Below are 14,891 nucleotides of genomic sequence, written 5' to 3' on the forward strand. Positions count from 1 at the left end.
CGTGCCCGTCGACACCGCGGTCGTGGTCCCCTGCTTCGACGAGGCGGAACGCCTCGACGGGGACGAGTTCCTGGCGCATCTCGACCGGGATCCGCGCGTCCGGTTCGAGTTCGTGGACGACGGCAGTTCGGACGGCACGCCGGAGTTGCTGGAGAGGATCGTCGCGGCGGCCGGCGGCCGGGCCCGCCTCACCCGTCTCGAGCGCAACCGCGGCAAGGCGGAGGCCGTGCGGCGCGGAATGCTCGCCGCGCTCGCGGCCGGTCCCACATTCGCCGGCTATTGGGACGCCGACCTCTCCACGCCGCTCGAGGCCGTCGGGGAACTGCGGGCCGTTCTCGAGAGCCGTCCCGAAATCGCACTCGTGCTCGGCTCCCGCGTCAAGCTGCTCGGCAGGACGATCGAGCGGAGCGCCGTGCGACACTACGCCGGCCGCATCTTCGCCACCGCGGCCTCCTGGACGCTGGGATGGCCGGTCTACGACACCCAGTGCGGGGCCAAGCTGTTCCGGGTCACGGAGGCGACAAGGGGACTGTTCGACGAGCCGTTCCTGAGCGGCTGGGCGTTCGACGTCGAGCTGCTGATAAGATTCGACCGCGCGCTGGCCGAACGGGGCCGGCCGGCGCTGGAAGCGGTCGTCGAGCACCCCCTCGCGGTGTGGCGCGACCGGCCCGGCTCGAAGGTGCGCCCGTGGGACCTGCTGCGTGCCATCCATGACCTCGTCCGGGTGCGCGCCGCCTATTCGAAACGGAGCCGGCGGACCTGACCGCACCGGAACGGTCGCCGCGGCGCTCGTCGTCGTCGCTGCGGTGGCCGCGGCGACGTTCAAGATCGCCGACTCCGACCTCTTCTGGCACCTGCGCAACGGCTACGAGACGCTGCGCACCGGACGGATCGCCTCGACGGACGTTTTTTCCTACACCGCACGCGGCGAGTACTACGCCTACTACTCCTGGCTGTGGGAAGTGCTCGCGGCGCTCGTCCACCGCGCCGGCGGATTCGCCGGTCTCGTGGCGGTCAAGGCGATCTGGTACGGAGGCGTCTTCGGCGCGCTGGCGTGGACCTCGCGAGCCCGGGGCGGCCGCGGCCTCGCCGTCGGCTGGGCGCTTCTCTACGCGCTCGTCCTCGTCCGGCACCGGATGTACGTCCGCCCCGAGATGGCGACGCTCGGCTTGATCCCCGTGTTCGACGGCCTCGCCCGCCGCTTCCTCGACCGGGGGAGCTTCCGGACTCTGTACGCGCTGCCGCCGCTCGCGCTGCTCTGGGCGAACCTGCATCCTTACGTCATCGCCGGCATCGGTCTGCTCGCGGCGCACGCCGCGGGGGCGGCCGTCGACGAGCGCCTGGGGCGGATGTCCCGGCCGGGGAAGCCGGCGCACCTCGCGGGTGCGGCGGCCGCCGCGTTCGCCGCCACCCTGGTGAACCCCTTCGGACCGTTCATCTACACACCCGCCTACCGGCTGGTCTTCGCCGAAGCGATCGCCCGGGCGCCGACGCGGGAATGGCTTCCGCCCGGGTGGGACGGGTACGCCTCGTTCTTCGTGCTCGCCGCCGCGGCCGCGCTTCTCCTGGCGCTGACGGCACGCGGGCTGCCGGCGGCGGACGGGCTCGTCTTCGCCGGAGCGCTGGCGCTCGCGGCCGCCGCCCGCCGCAACGTGGGGCTGTTCGCCGTCCTCTCCGCGCCCATCGTCGCCCGGTCGCTCACGGAGATCTCGCGCCGCGCCGGCCCGGCCGCGCGCCGGTTCGCGCCGAACCTCGCGCGCCTCGCAGCGGGGCCGGGAGGTGTCGCCGCCATGGCGCTGGCGGCGGGATGGGTGTCGGTGCGCCTGCTCTCGCCTCACGCGTCGTGGGTCCACCTCGACCAGAGCCGGTTGTACGAGCCGGGCCTCGGCATGGGCCGGACCTCGGCTCCGCGCGCCTGCGTGGAGTTCATCGAGGCGAAGCGGCTCGAGGGCCCCCTGTACAACTCCTGGGCTCTGGGAGGCTATCTGATCTGGCGCTCGTGGCCCCGCCTGTCGGTGATGGTCGACGGCCGCCAGATGGTCTACGAACGGTTCCTGGCCTGGGCGCAGCGCAAGACCACCGACGCGTTGCTGGACGAGCTCGGCGTGCGGTTCGCGCTCGTGTCGTACGACGACGCGGCGTTCGCCGCGACGCTCGCCCGCCGCCCCGATTTTTCCCTCGTCTTCTTCGATGACGTCGCGATGGTCTATGTGCGGGATCCGGGGCGCGACGCAGGGCGGCTCGAACCTTACCGGTGGCTTCGGCCCCACGACACGACGCTCGGTTGGCTCCCGCACGACCCCGAGGCCTTGCGCGGCGCGTTGGCGGAGGCCCGCCGCGCCGCGGCCGCGGCGCCCGGTTCGGCCCGCGCCGCCATGATCCTCGGCGCCGTGGCAGCCCGGGCCGGGCGCGGCGAGGAAGCCCTGGCCGCCTACCGCCGCGCCGTGGCGCTCGACCGGGCCCAAGCGAGCTACCGGAACAACCTCGGCCGCCTGCTGCTCGAACGCGGCGAGTGGAGTTCGGCGCTCGATCTGTTCCTCGCGGCCGCCGCGCGCGACCCGCGCGAGCCCATCTACCGCTTCAACGCCGCGCTCGCGCTCGCCGCCGGGGGAAAGAACCGCGCTGCCCGCCGGCATCTGCGGCGCGCCCTCGCCCTCGACCCCGGCCCCGGCCTCGAGCGTCGCATCGAAGGGCTCCTCGACGAGCTCGCGGAAGGGCGCTGAGGCTCGCCCGCGGGGGGAGTCCGTGTCCGCCGGCGGGGCGCACCGAAACGGCCGGTCCGGTCGACCCCGCCCGGAACGCGCCGATCCCTTGGACGACCCGCCCCGTTTCCCTTCGCCGGTGCTCCGACCCGCCCGGCCGGCGGAGCCGCCCCGCTGCCGCCTTTCGCGAGATCCGCTCCACCGCCCGGTCCGCCCGCCCCGGACTCCGCCGATTCTCGATCCCCGTCACGGCGGGGCCAGCCCTCATCGCCTCCCGCAGGAACTCGCAGCGCCGGTTCGCTCCCGGCGGTCCGGCGAGCCGCCGCTGCCGGAAGGGGAGCGGTCGCCCCGCCCGCCCGCGGGAGGGGCGCCGCGAGGGCCGGAATTCCCCCCGCGCGTGGTAGAGTGCGCGCCCGAGCGTCCCGGATGGGGGCTTTCGTGAGCGATTCCGATCGCAGCGCAGGGACACCGGGAACCGGTCCGCTCGTCGTCTACATCGGAGGGGGCACCGGAACCGGAAAGTCGACCCTGGCCCTCGCGCTGGCCCCGCGGCTCGGACTGCACCGCGTTCTCCCGACCGACGCGGTTCGAGAGATCCTCCGGGCGTTCGTACCGGCCGCCGCCGACCCCACGCTCCACCGCTCCAGCTTCGAGACGGGCGACCGGACCGCTCCGTCCGCCGGGCCTCTCGCCGGCTTCGACAGCCAGTCGCGCACCGTGCTCCGCGGAGTCCGGGCCGCCGTCCAGCGCTCCGTCTCGGAGGGGGTGGGGATGATCGTCGAGGGGGTGCACTTGTGGCCGCCGCTGGTCCCGCTCGACGGCCTGCCGCGACCCGCCCGCCAGGTGGTGCTCCTCCTGGCGACCCGCGACGAGGCGGTTCACCGGCAGCGGTTTCTGGAGCGCGGCGGCGCCACGGGACGGCCGGCGGAGCGGTATCTGGCCAACTTCGCCGCGATCCGGCGCATCCACGACCGGCTGATCGAACGGGCCGAAGCCCACGGCGTGCCCGTGGTCGACACGTCCCCGCCGGAGCCGCCCGTCCGGATCCTCGAGGAACTCGTGAAGAGCCGGTAGAGCCGGGCTCCGGCGCGGCAGCGGGCTGCCCCGGTCAGTCCTCGCTCCGCTCCGCGGCCTCGATCTTCTCTCGCAGCCGTTCGAGCTCCTTTTCCAACCCCTCGATTCGGCGGCGAAGCTCGTCGTTGTTCCGCCAGGCCCGCATCCTCTCCTTCCACTCCGGGTCGTCGAAGATCGCCCGGAGCCGCGATTCGGCCTCGGCCAGGGCTTCGGGCGCGATGCGGAACAGGACGGGCTCGGAACGGTCGAAGATCAGCCTCCCGACGTCGAACGACGGGCGCGGGCGCTGCTCCAAGGTCACCGGAACTTCCATCCGCTTCCCCTCCCGCCACACCTCGAGCTCGATCCTGGCCCCCGCCTGCTGCTCGGCGATGGCCCGGCCGAGCGAACCGTCCGCCGTGAGCCGCTTCTCGCCGACGGCGCTGACGATGTCCCCCACGCGCAGCCCGGCGCGGCCGGCCGGCGAGTCGGGATCGACGCGCGCGATCAGCGCTCCGGCCTCGGCCGCGACACCGAAGTGACGGAGCAGCTCCGGGGTGAGCGGCAGGTAGCTCACCCCCAGGAAGTTCCGGTTCCGGACGGCCGTGAGCCACTCGACCGGGAAGCGCCGGCCCTCCCGGCCCTCCTCCAGCACGAAGACGCTGCCGTCCGGCGAGCCGAAAACCCGAAGGTCTCGCGGCGCATCGTCCCGCGCGGCGATGACCGGCAGCACGGCCGCCAGGACGAGCCCCCATGCGAAAGCCGTCCGGAAGCTTCCCCCCGCGATTCTCCGGCTCAACGGGGCGCTGCTCATCGTTCCTCCACCCGACGTGCCCGCGCCGAGGCGGGCCGGACCGCGGCCCGCGCCCGCCCGGCGAGCCGCCCGAGATCGACGACGAGATCGAGCCGCTCGTCCCCTCCCAGGTAGACGACGGGGGCTTCCGCCTCGAGCGCCCGGCGGAGTTCCTCGAGCTCCCGCCTGAGTCGGCGCTCCTCCTCCGCGAGCCGCTCCGCCCGCGCCGGCGGCCGCTCTCCGGCGGCGCGTCCGGCAAGCCACAGTGCCGCGGGCGCGATCGCGGCGGCGGCCAGCGCCACCGCGAGAGCGCGGCGTCCCGTGCGGCGGCGCGGCTGCTCGCGCAGGCGGCGCATCACCGAGTCGGTGAAGCCCTCCCCCGCCGCCGGGACCGGAAGCTCGGCCAGTTCCCGCGCCAGCCAATCGCCCGACCGCTCGCGGCCGTCCGCCCCGCTCCGGCTCATCGCTCGCGACCTCCCGCCAATGACGCCAGCTCGGCCCGCAGTCGTTCGCGGCCCCGGAAGATCCGCGACTTCACCGTGCCCTCCCGCGTACCGAGCAGGCCGGCGATTTCCGCATGGCTCCACCCCATCACGTCGTGGAGCACGACGGGGACGCGGTACCGCATCGGCAGGCCGGCCAGCGCCGCCGAGAGCCTCTTCCGGAGCTCCGTGCGGTAGACCGCGTCCTCCGGCCCGGCCCGCCGCCCGTTGATCCCGCCGGAGGGCCCGCCCTCCTCGGGAGCCGGCTCCGGCGAGGCGCCCAGCAGGCGCCGACGGCGCTCCCGGCGCTCGGCGGATCGGAGGAGGTTGGTCGCGATCGTGAAGAGGAACGCCCGCAGCCGCCCGTCCTCCCGGTAGCGCGGGAGGTGGCGATAGAAGGCCAGAAACGTCTCCTGCGCCAGATCCTCCGCCATCGCATGCGAGCCCGACATGCGGGTCAGGTACCCCACGAGGGCATCCTTGTGGCGGTCCACCAGCATGGCGAACGCACGCTCCTCCCCGGCCCGGGTCCGGGCCACCAGCTCGGAGTCCGTGGGCTGCCGGGGCATCCTCTCGTCCGCTACAACGCCGCTTCCGCCGATCCGGTTCCCGCAGCGGCTCGACCGCTGGGGCCGGCGGCCGTACCCATAAGGGATGGAAGGCGGGCCGGCAAACCGGAGCCGCGCGCCCGTCGCGGCTCCGCGATACGATGAGCGGCGGCCCGTCCCCGCAGGAGGTCGCCGTTGAGCCGCCCCGCCGCCGCGTACCCGCCGATCCCGCGCCGGGAAAGCCCTCCGGGTCCCGCGCCCGCGGCGGCCCTCCGGCACCCGGCGGCGTCCGGACCGCGCCGGATGCGCGTCGAGCGCGTTCCGCTCCCCGCACTCGGAGAGGCCTGGCGGGAGCTCGAGGCGCGGGCGCGGACGCGGAACATCTTTGTCTCCTGGCAGTTCCAGCGAACGTGGTGGGAGCACTTCCACCACGGAAAGCAGGGCCGCGTCTACCTGGTCCGCGGGCCGGACGGGCGTCCGGTGGCGATCGTTCCCCTGTACGTCGAGCGGCGCCGCTACCGCTTCGGCACCGCCCGGGTTCTCTCCAACGTCGGCGCCGGTGCCGTGGTCAATCCCGACTTCCTCGACGCCCTGGTGGAACCGGACCGGGAGGAGGAGGTGGCACGAGCGCTGGCGCCTCACGTGCTGGCCGACCCGACGTGGGACTTCGCCGACCTGAACGAGCTCCCGCCGGACGGGTCCCTGCCCAGGATCGCGCGAGTCTGGGCGAGGCGCTACGGGATCTTTTTCAGCGCCGAACGGCGGGCCACCTGCCCGTACGTGCCGCTGCCCGGTTCGTTCGAGACCTACCTGGCGATGCGCCCCGCCAAGTTCCGGCACCGCGTGCGTCGATGCCGCCGCCGGATCGAGCGCGACCTGGGTGTCCGCTGGCGGGAGGTCGGTCCGGACCTCGAGCCGGCGCACGGCGCCGCCATCCTGAAGGATCTCCACCAGCGCCGGATGGAGTCGCGGGGCCGCTCGGGGAACTTCTCGAGGCGCGCCTACTTCGACTTCCATCGCGATCTCATCGAACGCCTCGCGGATTCGGGAGGTCTCGCCCTGTTCATTCTCATGAGTGGGGGCCGGCCGATCGCCACCCACTACGGATTCCTGCACGACGGCGTCTACTTCGGCTATCAAATGGGGTTCGCACCGCGCTATCACCGATACTCGCCCGGTTTCTACATGACCGGGGTGATCATGGAAAAGCTGATCGAGCGGGGCTATCGCGAGATGAACCTCTTGCGCGGGACCGACGCCTGGAAGTTCCGCTGGACCGACCGCACGCGGCACACGATCCGGGTGACCCTCCTGCGCCCGGGTTGGCGCTCGTCGCTGGCCCGCCTTCGCGCCGCGCTGAGCGCCCCTCCGGCGCTGGTGCTGCGCTTCCTGATCGGGCGGGACGCGTTCGACGAGCTGCGGCGCGCCTGGCGCCGCCTGGCCGACGCGCGCTGATCCGGCTTCCCTCTCCTGCCGGACCGCCGTAGTCTTTTCCCGACCGGGTCCGGTCCCGGGAGGAGGCGAAGATGTCGAGAAACGTGGTCGGCGCGCTGCTCGCGGCCGCAGCCTGCGCGGCGAGTGCCGGACTCGCGTACACGCCCGGCAGCGGGACCGTCTACAGCGACGATTTCGAGGGAATCCTCGACCCCGACTGGGAGCAGGGGAACGGCTTCGGCCAGCCCTCCCCCTGGACGCAGAAAGCGGACGGCGGGGACACGTCCTTCTACGCCGACGGGAGGGGGCCGTTCCCCAGCTCGCCCACGAAGCACTGGGCGAGGCATCCCGCCTACCCGGTCCCGGCCGAGACCTTCTCGATCGCCTTCGAGTACCGGGCGGAGCGAAGCGGGACCTACATCTTCGATCTCGACCTCGAGCAGCGGGCACCGGAGCTGCGCAAGTATCGCCTTCACGTGGCCGGCGACGGCACGGTGTCCCTGTGGCGCTCGGAGGGGGACGCGATGGTCCAGATGGCGGCCAGCGCGGCCGGGCTCATCCCATACAACCGCAAGCGCTGGATCCGCCTGGCCATCGAGTCCGACCCCAGCGGGCATCCGCGGGTCCGGTGCCGTGTCTGGGACGGAGGTGCGACGGCGGAGCCGACCGGTTGGGACCTCGACTTCCTCGACGACCGCGACACGATCGCGCGGGTCCACCGGTTCGAGTTGACGGCCGACGGCGATCCCGGCGTGGAGACGTGGGTCGACGACCTCGACGTCTTCGGGGACATGTCGATCGGGGTCGACTCGTCGATCAAGACGATCTACCTCATGGAGATCAGCCACCTCGACATCGGCTTCACCAAGCCTCCGGACGACATCGAGGAGTTCGCCAAGACGCATCTCGATCAGGTTCTCGACAACATGGACATCGCCCCGGACTACCGGTGGACGATCGAAAACGGCTGGTGGCTCGACCGCTGGTGGGAGCGTTCGACGGAGGCGGAACACCAGCGCATGATCGACCGGCTGCGGGAGGGACGCATCCGGCTCGCCGCCGGCTACGCCAACATGCACACGACCAAAGTGGGGCACGAGGAGCTCGCCCGCTGCCTGTACTATTCGACGCGGTTCGGCCGCGAGCACGGCATCCCGGTCCGCTTCTGGATCACCGATGACGTCCCGGGATCGACCTTCGCACTCCCCGAGCTGCTTTCCCGCGCCGGCGTGGAGTTCTACATCGGCGGGATGAACACCTCGTTCGGCGGGAAGCTGACGCTTCCCGACCACGGGCACCGTCCCTTCTGGTGGGTCGGACCGGACGGGAGCCGCGTTCTGGCGTGGATCACGTTCGACAGTTACGCCGAGGCGTTCAACTGGGGCTTTTCCTTCTTCGACACGTTCGACGATCTGCACGAGAAGCTCGGGAAGCGGCTGCCGGAGGTCGAGGAATCGGGCTACCCCTTCCCCGAGATGCTGCTCATGCGCGGCTTCGACAATCACTACCAGGGATTCAAGGCGAGGAACCTTGTCAACCAGTGGAACCAGACCTACCAGAACCCGAAGTTCATCCTCGCCAACCCCGACGAGTTTTTCGACCACATGCTGGCCACCTACGGCCCCGATGCCTTCCCCTCCTACAGCGGCGATTTCGGCGCGGCGTGGTCACCGAGCAACGCGGGGGCCCCCAACACCCAGCGCTGGGTGCGGGAGGCGCACCGGGACGCGCGGACCGCGGAGGCGCTGCTCGCGGCGGGAGCCGCGATCGACGGTGACCCCGTCCCGGCCGACGACATCCGGTTCATGTACCGGAAGATGATCGAATCGGACGAGCACTCGGGCGCCGGGGGCTGGCCGGGCTATTTCACCCCCGAGGAGATGGACCGGAACAACCGCATCCACCTCTCCTACGCCCGCGATGCCCGCGACACCGCCGCGCGGCTCGTCGACCAGGGCCTGGACCGCGCGCTGGCGGACCTCCCCGCCACGGGCGACGCGATCGTGGCGGTCAACCCGCTGGGCCATACTCGCGACGGCTGGGTTCGTCAGGCCCTCCCCGCTTCGCTCTACGACACCGAGTTCCGGATCGTCGAGCGAGGGACCGGCGTCGAGGTACCGTTCCAGCGGTTCGACGCCACCCGCGAGGTGCTGTTCCGCGCACGATCGGTTCCCGCCGTCGGGTACCGCGTCTACGATCTCCTGCCGGGCACCCCTTCGGCCGTGCCGGACGGCGTGCTCGACGTGACGCCGGCGGCCATCGAAAACGACTTCTACCGCATCGAGGTGGACCCGGCGACGGGCGCCATCACCAGCCTCTACGACAAAACGCGCGGGCGGGAGATGATCGATACCGCATCCCCCTACCGGTTCAACGAGCTGGCCTCGAACACGAAGCAGGAGTACGACAGCCAGCAGCCGCCGGTCGCGGAGCCGCCCGACTCGGCCACGGTCACCGTGGGCAGCTCCGGTCCGCTCTTGGGAGAGCTGGTCGTCGACCGCACGGGCACCCCCCACGTGAGGACCTACTACCGGCTCTATCGCGGTGAGGATCGGGTCGAGATCGAGAACGTGCTCGACCGCGACCAGATGCCGTATGTCCCCCAGAGCATCGGTACGCGGGCCTACGTGGTTACGATGCCCTTCGACATCCACGACTTCCAGATCCGAAGCGAGACGACGACGCGGTTTCTGGATCCCGTGGCCGACTCCTTCGCTCGGCCCAGCGTGTTCGACTGGCACAATGTCGAACACACCCTCGCGTTCTTCGATGCCACCGCGGGCGTGCTCTACGCGCTCGACAACGCGGTGGCCCATCATTTCGAGAACCTGTCGAGTCTCGCATCGGCCTCCTATTCGACCGGTGACGCTCTCCTGCTTTCCCGACTGGTCGACCGGAGCGACGAGTACGAGTACGAAGACGGTCATGTCGGGCCGTACGACGTGGAGCCCGGCGCGCCTCACGTGTATCACTTCACCCATCACATCCGCGCCGCGGATCCCTCCTTCGATCCTGCGGCCGCCAGTTCGTTCGGGTTCGAGGCGCTCACTCCGCTCCGGAGCCGCCTGGTCGGTCGGCGGCCCGGCAATCTTCCCGACGACGCGGCCTCCTTCTTCCGAGCCGAGCCGTCGGGCGTCCGCATGTACACGGTCAAACCCGCTGACGATGGGGACGGGGTGGTGGTGAGGCTCACCGAGCTGCTCGGTTCGACGACGACCGCCACCGTCAGCTCCGATACGTTCGAGATTCTCGATGCCGAATCGGTCGAGGCGGACGAGGAGGGAGGAACCCCGCTGAGCGTGGGCAGCACCGGTGCCGCCGTGCCGCTCGGCCCCTTCCAAACCGCGACGGTGAGGCTCCGCGTCCGCCCCGCCTGGGCTCCGATCACGCTCTCCGTGACGCGGGACGATGCAGCCGGAACGGTGCACCTCGAGTGGACGGGAGGGGTGGCACCGTACACGCTGCGGAGGGCGCGCGATGCGAGGTTCACCACCGACCCCGTGACGCTTCTGGACGAGGAGCCGGAAAGCTCGTACGACGATCCCGTTCTTCGGGACGGGGTGTCCTACTTCTACCTCGTCCGGTAGGTGCGGCGACTGGCGGCCCGGCACGCGCCCCGCCCCGGGACACCGAAGGCGCGCGCCGGGCCACGATGGGCCGGCCGCCGGGATCGGCCGGAGCCGAGCTCAGGACTTGCCGCCGCAGGGATTCATTCCCGACTTCCCGCCACAGGGGTTCATCCCCGACTTCCCGCCGCAGGGATTCATTTCCGACTTCCCGCCGCAGGGATTCATCCCCGACTTCCCTCCACAGGGGTTCATCCCCGACTTCCCGCCGCAGGGGTTCATGGCCGCCCCGGATGCCGCGTTGCTGGCGACCAGGCTCACGCCGATCGAGATCTCCTGACCGACCTTCGTTCCGATCAGATCCGCGCCAGCCGGCCCCGTCACCCCGAAATCGGCCAGCCGCACGGTGAACTCGCCGCGGCCGGCGAGGAGGTCTCCCGGCATCTTCTGGCGTGTCTTCTCGCTCTCGGGAAGGTAGGTGACGCGGGCCGGGAAACTCACGCGCTTCGTCCTTCCGCGAACGGTGAGCTTCCCGGTGACATCCATCGAGTAGGTCTTGAACTCGCGCGACGATTTCAAGCTCTTGACATTTCGGACGCCGTCGATCGTGAACCGGATCGAGGGATGGCGCGCCGCATCGAGCCAGTCGCGGCCTTGGAGATGTTCATCCCGGAGCGGAATGCCGGTCTTGAGGCTCGAGACGGGAACGGTGAGCTCGCCGCGGGCGCCTCGCTCCGGGTGCATGGGATCGAATTCGATCCAGCCCGACACCGCGTTCGACGTGCCCACGATGTCCTCCAGGGGGGCCTCGCTCTTGAACGTCACGACATTGCGGCCCATCGGGTCGTCGACGGCGAATCGGATGGGTCCCTTGCCGCCGCAGGGATTCATGCCCCGCGGGTGATGGCGGCTGGCCGACTTCGGTGCAGCGGCGGCCGGACCGGGGACGACAGCGGCGGCCAGGGCCATGGCGGCCGCGAGAGCGGCGAGGGGATAGATCCTGGCGATTCTCATCTTCGAAGCTCCTTTGCCGCGGAACCCGCAAGCGCCTCCCGAAGACGCGGCCGCGAAGCGGTCCGGATCCGGAAATGCGGCGTCTTGGGGTCTCCAGGGCGGGATCCGGGGCTCAGCCCCGGGCGAGGCGTTCCCGGCGGCGCCGGCGAACGACCTCCAGGAAATGAATGCCGGCGGCGAGCAGCCAGGCCGGCGCGGTGAGCGAAAGCACCGAAAGGGCGTTCTTGTCGAGGACCCCCTTCGGCGTCGGTAGAAGGCCCAGGTGGAACTCCGGGCGGCGCACCGTCCGCTCCACCTTCGCCCCGTCGTAAAACCCGGCGGCGGCCAGGGGATCGGAAGGGTCGACGGGCGCCGACACCGTCTCGACCACCTCGAATTTCGTGTAGTAGTGGCGTCCCGTGGCGACCCACATGCCCAGCGAGACGAGCGTGGCCGCTGCGGCGAGCGCCGTGACGATCGTTTTCGGTTTCATCGCGTTTCCTCGGAGTGGACATCGGCGGCGCAACGGAAGCCGACGTTGGTGAACGCCTCGTCCGGGGGGCTCGAGCCGCGGTAATGCGTGGAATAGGCACCGCAGTAGGCCGCGCTGCAGAACCAGCTGCCGCCGCGAGCGACGCGGAGCGTTCCGTTGTCGGGTCCCTTGGGATCGGTCCGCGGTGACCTCGCGTAGTAGGCCGGGTCGTACCAGTCCGCGGTCCACTCCCAGACGTTGCCGATCATGTCGTACAGCCCCCACGCGTTGGGTGCGAAACTGCCGACCGGCGCCGTACGCTCGTAGCCGTCCGTGGCGTCGTTGCGATGAGGCCAGGGACCCTGCCACACGTTGGCCGGGACGACGGTCTCCCTTGCCGACATCGCATGCGCCGCCGCCGATGTCCCGGCCGGCTTCGCTGCCGGTTCCGGACCGGACGGTGCGGCGCGGGCTCCCGGCCTGCCCGGCTGGTGCGGCAACGCCGTGAAGTGCGAGGGCGACCCCGCCCGCGCGGCGTATTCCCACTCAGCCTCGGTCGGAAGGCGCCGGCCGGCCCAGCGCGCGTAGGCCCGGGCGTCGAACCAGCTCACGCAGACGACGGGGTGGTCCTCGCGGCCTGCGATCGTGGAGCCGGGGCCGTCCGGATGGCGCCAATCGGCTCCCGGAACCGGTTCGAAGGCGGTTTCCCCCGGCCGATAACCCCAGCAGTACCCCTTGCGCTCGGCGGAGGTCACGTACCCGGTCGCGTCGACGAACCGGGAGAACTCGCGGTTGGTCACCTCGTAGCGGTCGAGGGCGAACGGCGAGAGCACCACTTCGTGGACGGGACGCTCGTCGTCGGGACCGATCTCCGAGCCGAGGGCGATCCGGCCGCCCGGGACGAGCACCTGGGGCGCTCCCGGCGGAGAAGAGCCGCCCGAGGTGCCGAGCGCGAGAGCCACGACCGCCGCCGAGGCAGCGGCGAGGAAAAGGATCGGGGATCGTCCGAGCATGGCACCTCCACCCGCTCCGATAGCGGCGGGACCGCCCCCCTTCTGGCAAGTCCGGTGCCACCCCTCGCGGGCAGGAGCTCGTGCCGTGATTCCGTTGAAACGGAAGGAGATCCGCTGGAAGGACCGGGAAGGAGCGAGCGGCGGCCCCCGATCGGTCGACGGAGCGGTGCTACGCCGGCGCGGCGAGCCGCTCCGTCGTCTCGTCGAGATCCTGCTCGATCTCGCGCACGATCCGCTCCGGATCGGGAATCAACCGCGCATCGGAGGCGACACCGAGGCGCACCGACCCCGCATAGCTGCAGATGCTGATCCCGAGCCCCAGGCGACCCGACTGCGGCACCCAGAAGAACATCCCGGTGATCGGGCGCCCGGCGAGAGAAAGCGGCTGCCGGGGACCGGGCACGCTGGTCACCACCGTCGTGGCTTTGGTGGCGAAGGCCCTGACGACCCCGGACTGCACGGCACGCGGGACGCGCGACACCAGGCGGAGGAGCGTCTCGACGACCGCCGGCTCCGCCGAGCGCTTGAGCGATGAGAGCCGGCGGCGCAGGATGCGGAAGCGCTCCACCGGATCGGCCACCCCGATCGGCAGCGGAAGGAAGACGAGCCCGAACTCGTTGCCCAGTTCCCACATGCGCTCGAGGGGCCGGAGGTTCACCGGAACCGTGGCGCGGACGCTCATGCGGACCGGAACGGATCCCTTCGCCCTCAGGTAGCGCCCGAGTCCGCCGGCCACCGCCGTCAGGAGGATGTCGTTCACGGTGCCGCCGCAGCGCTCGCGAGCGCGGTGGATCGGCTCGAGCGGTATGGGGCCCGACCACGCGGCCCTTTTCGCGGTGCCGAGCCGCCCCTTGAGAGGCGTCCGCGGATCGGGAGGGCGCAGCGCCAGGCGGGTGAGCGCGGCGGCAAACGCGGCCGCCCGGACGGGCCAGGGGGCCGCACGCCGCATCCGAGCGGGCCGGGCGAGGAGCTTCATCGCGTCCGGCAGCATTTCGGCGACGAGCCGCTCCGCCGTCGCCGCGTCCCCCTCCCGCCTCCGGAAGAGTTCGAAGAGCGGGTTCGCTCCGGAGCGACCCTCGCGGTCGGTCAGGGACAGCAGCAGCAGCATCAGCGCGATCCCGTCCGCGATGCAGTGGTGGAGCCGGGCCACGAGCGCCCCGCCGCCGCGGTAGTTCCGGACCAGATGGAAGCACCACGGGGGCGCCTCCATGTCGAGCGGCGTCCCGAGCAGGGCGCTGACGAGTTCGGCCAGCTCCGCGTCACCTCCCGGAGCCGGAAGGACCTCCTCGCGGAGATGCCGGGCCGGGGAGGCCTGCGCATCCTCGATCCAAGCGGGGCGGCCCCGCCGATCTCGGCCCACGCGGCAGCGAAAACGGGGGATGGACCACAGCCGGTCCCTGATGAGCCGCTCGACCTCGGCACGGTCCGGCTCCCGGTCGAAGACGAGAACGCCGCTGACCATCATGAGGTTCGTCGGCTCGTCCATGCGGAGCCAAGCGCGGTCGGGACCCGAGAGCGGCTCGGCGCCGGCGAGCCGCGGCAGTGCTCCTTCCCGCCGGCGGGTCGAGCGCGTCACCGCCCGGCCCCGCACGCCGGCACGCGGCAGGCCAGCACCTTCCGTGTGAACCGCCTGCGGCGCATCCGCCCCGGGATCGAAGAGAGCGATGCCCGGGCGAACGCCGCCCTCCCCGCCGCCCGCGCTGCACGGCATCGCGGCCGGGAGGGATCCGCCCGCATCGCGCCGGTGGGGTCGCGGGCCTCTCCCGAGCGGGCGTCGTCGGAAACGGGGTCCTCGCGCTGGCGATGCAGCCGGCAGCCGGTGCGGCGGCCGCGAC

General features: G+C 71.7%; 12 protein-coding genes. 5 read left to right on the forward strand and 7 right to left on the reverse strand.

All coding sequences use genetic code 11. The annotated features are described in order from the left end of the window. The first annotated feature begins 1 nt into the window (after window position 1). From D6718_09475 to D6718_09485, 3 genes are all read left to right on the forward strand, one after another. Complete coding sequence (locus D6718_09475; protein ID RMG44721.1) at window positions 2–763, forward strand: glycosyltransferase; 762 nt, start codon at window positions 2–4, stop codon at window positions 761–763. Next, the gene (locus tag D6718_09480; GenBank protein ID RMG44722.1) at window positions 711–2,723 is read left to right on the forward strand and encodes a hypothetical protein; all 2,013 of its coding nucleotides are present in this window, start codon (window positions 711–713) and stop codon (window positions 2,721–2,723) included. The genes D6718_09475 and D6718_09480 overlap by 53 nt, the downstream gene beginning before the upstream one ends. A 405-nt stretch (window positions 2,724–3,128) precedes the next feature. Continuing rightward, entirely contained in the window at window positions 3,129–3,776 is a 648-nt protein-coding gene (locus tag D6718_09485; GenBank protein RMG44723.1) for a hypothetical protein, read from the forward strand. Window positions 3,777–3,810: 34 nt separating this feature from the next. Here D6718_09485 and D6718_09490 read toward each other — a convergent pair whose 3' ends face one another. Genes D6718_09490 through D6718_09500 form a run of 3 tightly spaced genes read right to left on the reverse strand, consistent with a single transcriptional unit; the run spans window position 3,811 to window position 5,599 of the window. Further along, window positions 3,811–4,569 (reverse strand): PDZ domain-containing protein, encoded by a 759-nt coding sequence (locus D6718_09490; protein ID RMG44724.1) that lies wholly within the window; start codon window positions 4,567–4,569, stop codon window positions 3,811–3,813. Continuing rightward, window positions 4,566–5,012: a hypothetical protein gene (locus D6718_09495; GenBank protein RMG44725.1), complete on the reverse strand. Its 447-nt coding sequence runs from the start codon at window positions 5,010–5,012 to the stop codon at window positions 4,566–4,568. Before D6718_09495 ends, D6718_09490 begins: the two co-directional genes overlap by 4 nt. After that, window positions 5,009–5,599 carry a sigma-70 family RNA polymerase sigma factor gene (locus tag D6718_09500; GenBank protein ID RMG44726.1) on the reverse strand — a complete coding sequence of 197 codons (591 nt, stop codon included), beginning with the start codon at window positions 5,597–5,599 and terminating at the stop codon, window positions 5,009–5,011. Before D6718_09500 ends, D6718_09495 begins: the two co-directional genes overlap by 4 nt. A gap of 174 nt (window positions 5,600–5,773) precedes the next feature. Here D6718_09500 and D6718_09505 point away from each other — a divergent pair, with 174 nt between their 5' ends. Both D6718_09505 and D6718_09510 read left to right on the forward strand, forming a co-directional pair. Beyond that, window positions 5,774–7,033 (forward strand): GNAT family N-acetyltransferase, encoded by a 1,260-nt coding sequence (locus D6718_09505; protein RMG44727.1) that lies wholly within the window; start codon window positions 5,774–5,776, stop codon window positions 7,031–7,033. 71 nt (window positions 7,034–7,104) lie between these two features. Continuing rightward, window positions 7,105–10,599, forward strand: a complete 3,495-nt coding sequence (locus tag D6718_09510; protein RMG44728.1) for a hypothetical protein — start codon at window positions 7,105–7,107, stop codon at window positions 10,597–10,599. Between the two features lie 99 nt (window positions 10,600–10,698). Here the strand turns inward: D6718_09510 and D6718_09515 are convergent, their stop codons facing one another. From D6718_09515 to D6718_09530, 4 genes are all read right to left on the reverse strand, one after another. Continuing rightward, a complete protein-coding gene (locus tag D6718_09515; GenBank protein RMG44729.1) occupies window positions 10,699–11,592 on the reverse strand; it encodes a hypothetical protein in 894 nt (297 codons plus the stop codon). Between the two features lie 112 nt (window positions 11,593–11,704). Beyond that, the gene (locus D6718_09520; GenBank protein RMG44730.1) at window positions 11,705–12,064 is read right to left on the reverse strand and encodes a hypothetical protein; all 360 of its coding nucleotides are present in this window, start codon (window positions 12,062–12,064) and stop codon (window positions 11,705–11,707) included. Beyond that, window positions 12,061–13,056: a formylglycine-generating enzyme family protein gene (locus D6718_09525; protein ID RMG44731.1), complete on the reverse strand. Its 996-nt coding sequence runs from the start codon at window positions 13,054–13,056 to the stop codon at window positions 12,061–12,063. Before D6718_09525 ends, D6718_09520 begins: the two co-directional genes overlap by 4 nt. A gap of 169 nt (window positions 13,057–13,225) precedes the next feature. After that, a complete protein-coding gene (locus D6718_09530) occupies window positions 13,226–14,767 on the reverse strand; it encodes a wax ester/triacylglycerol synthase family O-acyltransferase (GenBank protein RMG44732.1) in 1,542 nt (513 codons plus the stop codon). Window positions 14,768–14,891 lie beyond the last annotated feature (124 nt).

The sequence above is a fragment of the Acidobacteriota bacterium genome, assembly GCA_003696075.1.
Taxonomy (GTDB): Bacteria; Acidobacteriota; Polarisedimenticolia; order J045; family J045; genus J045.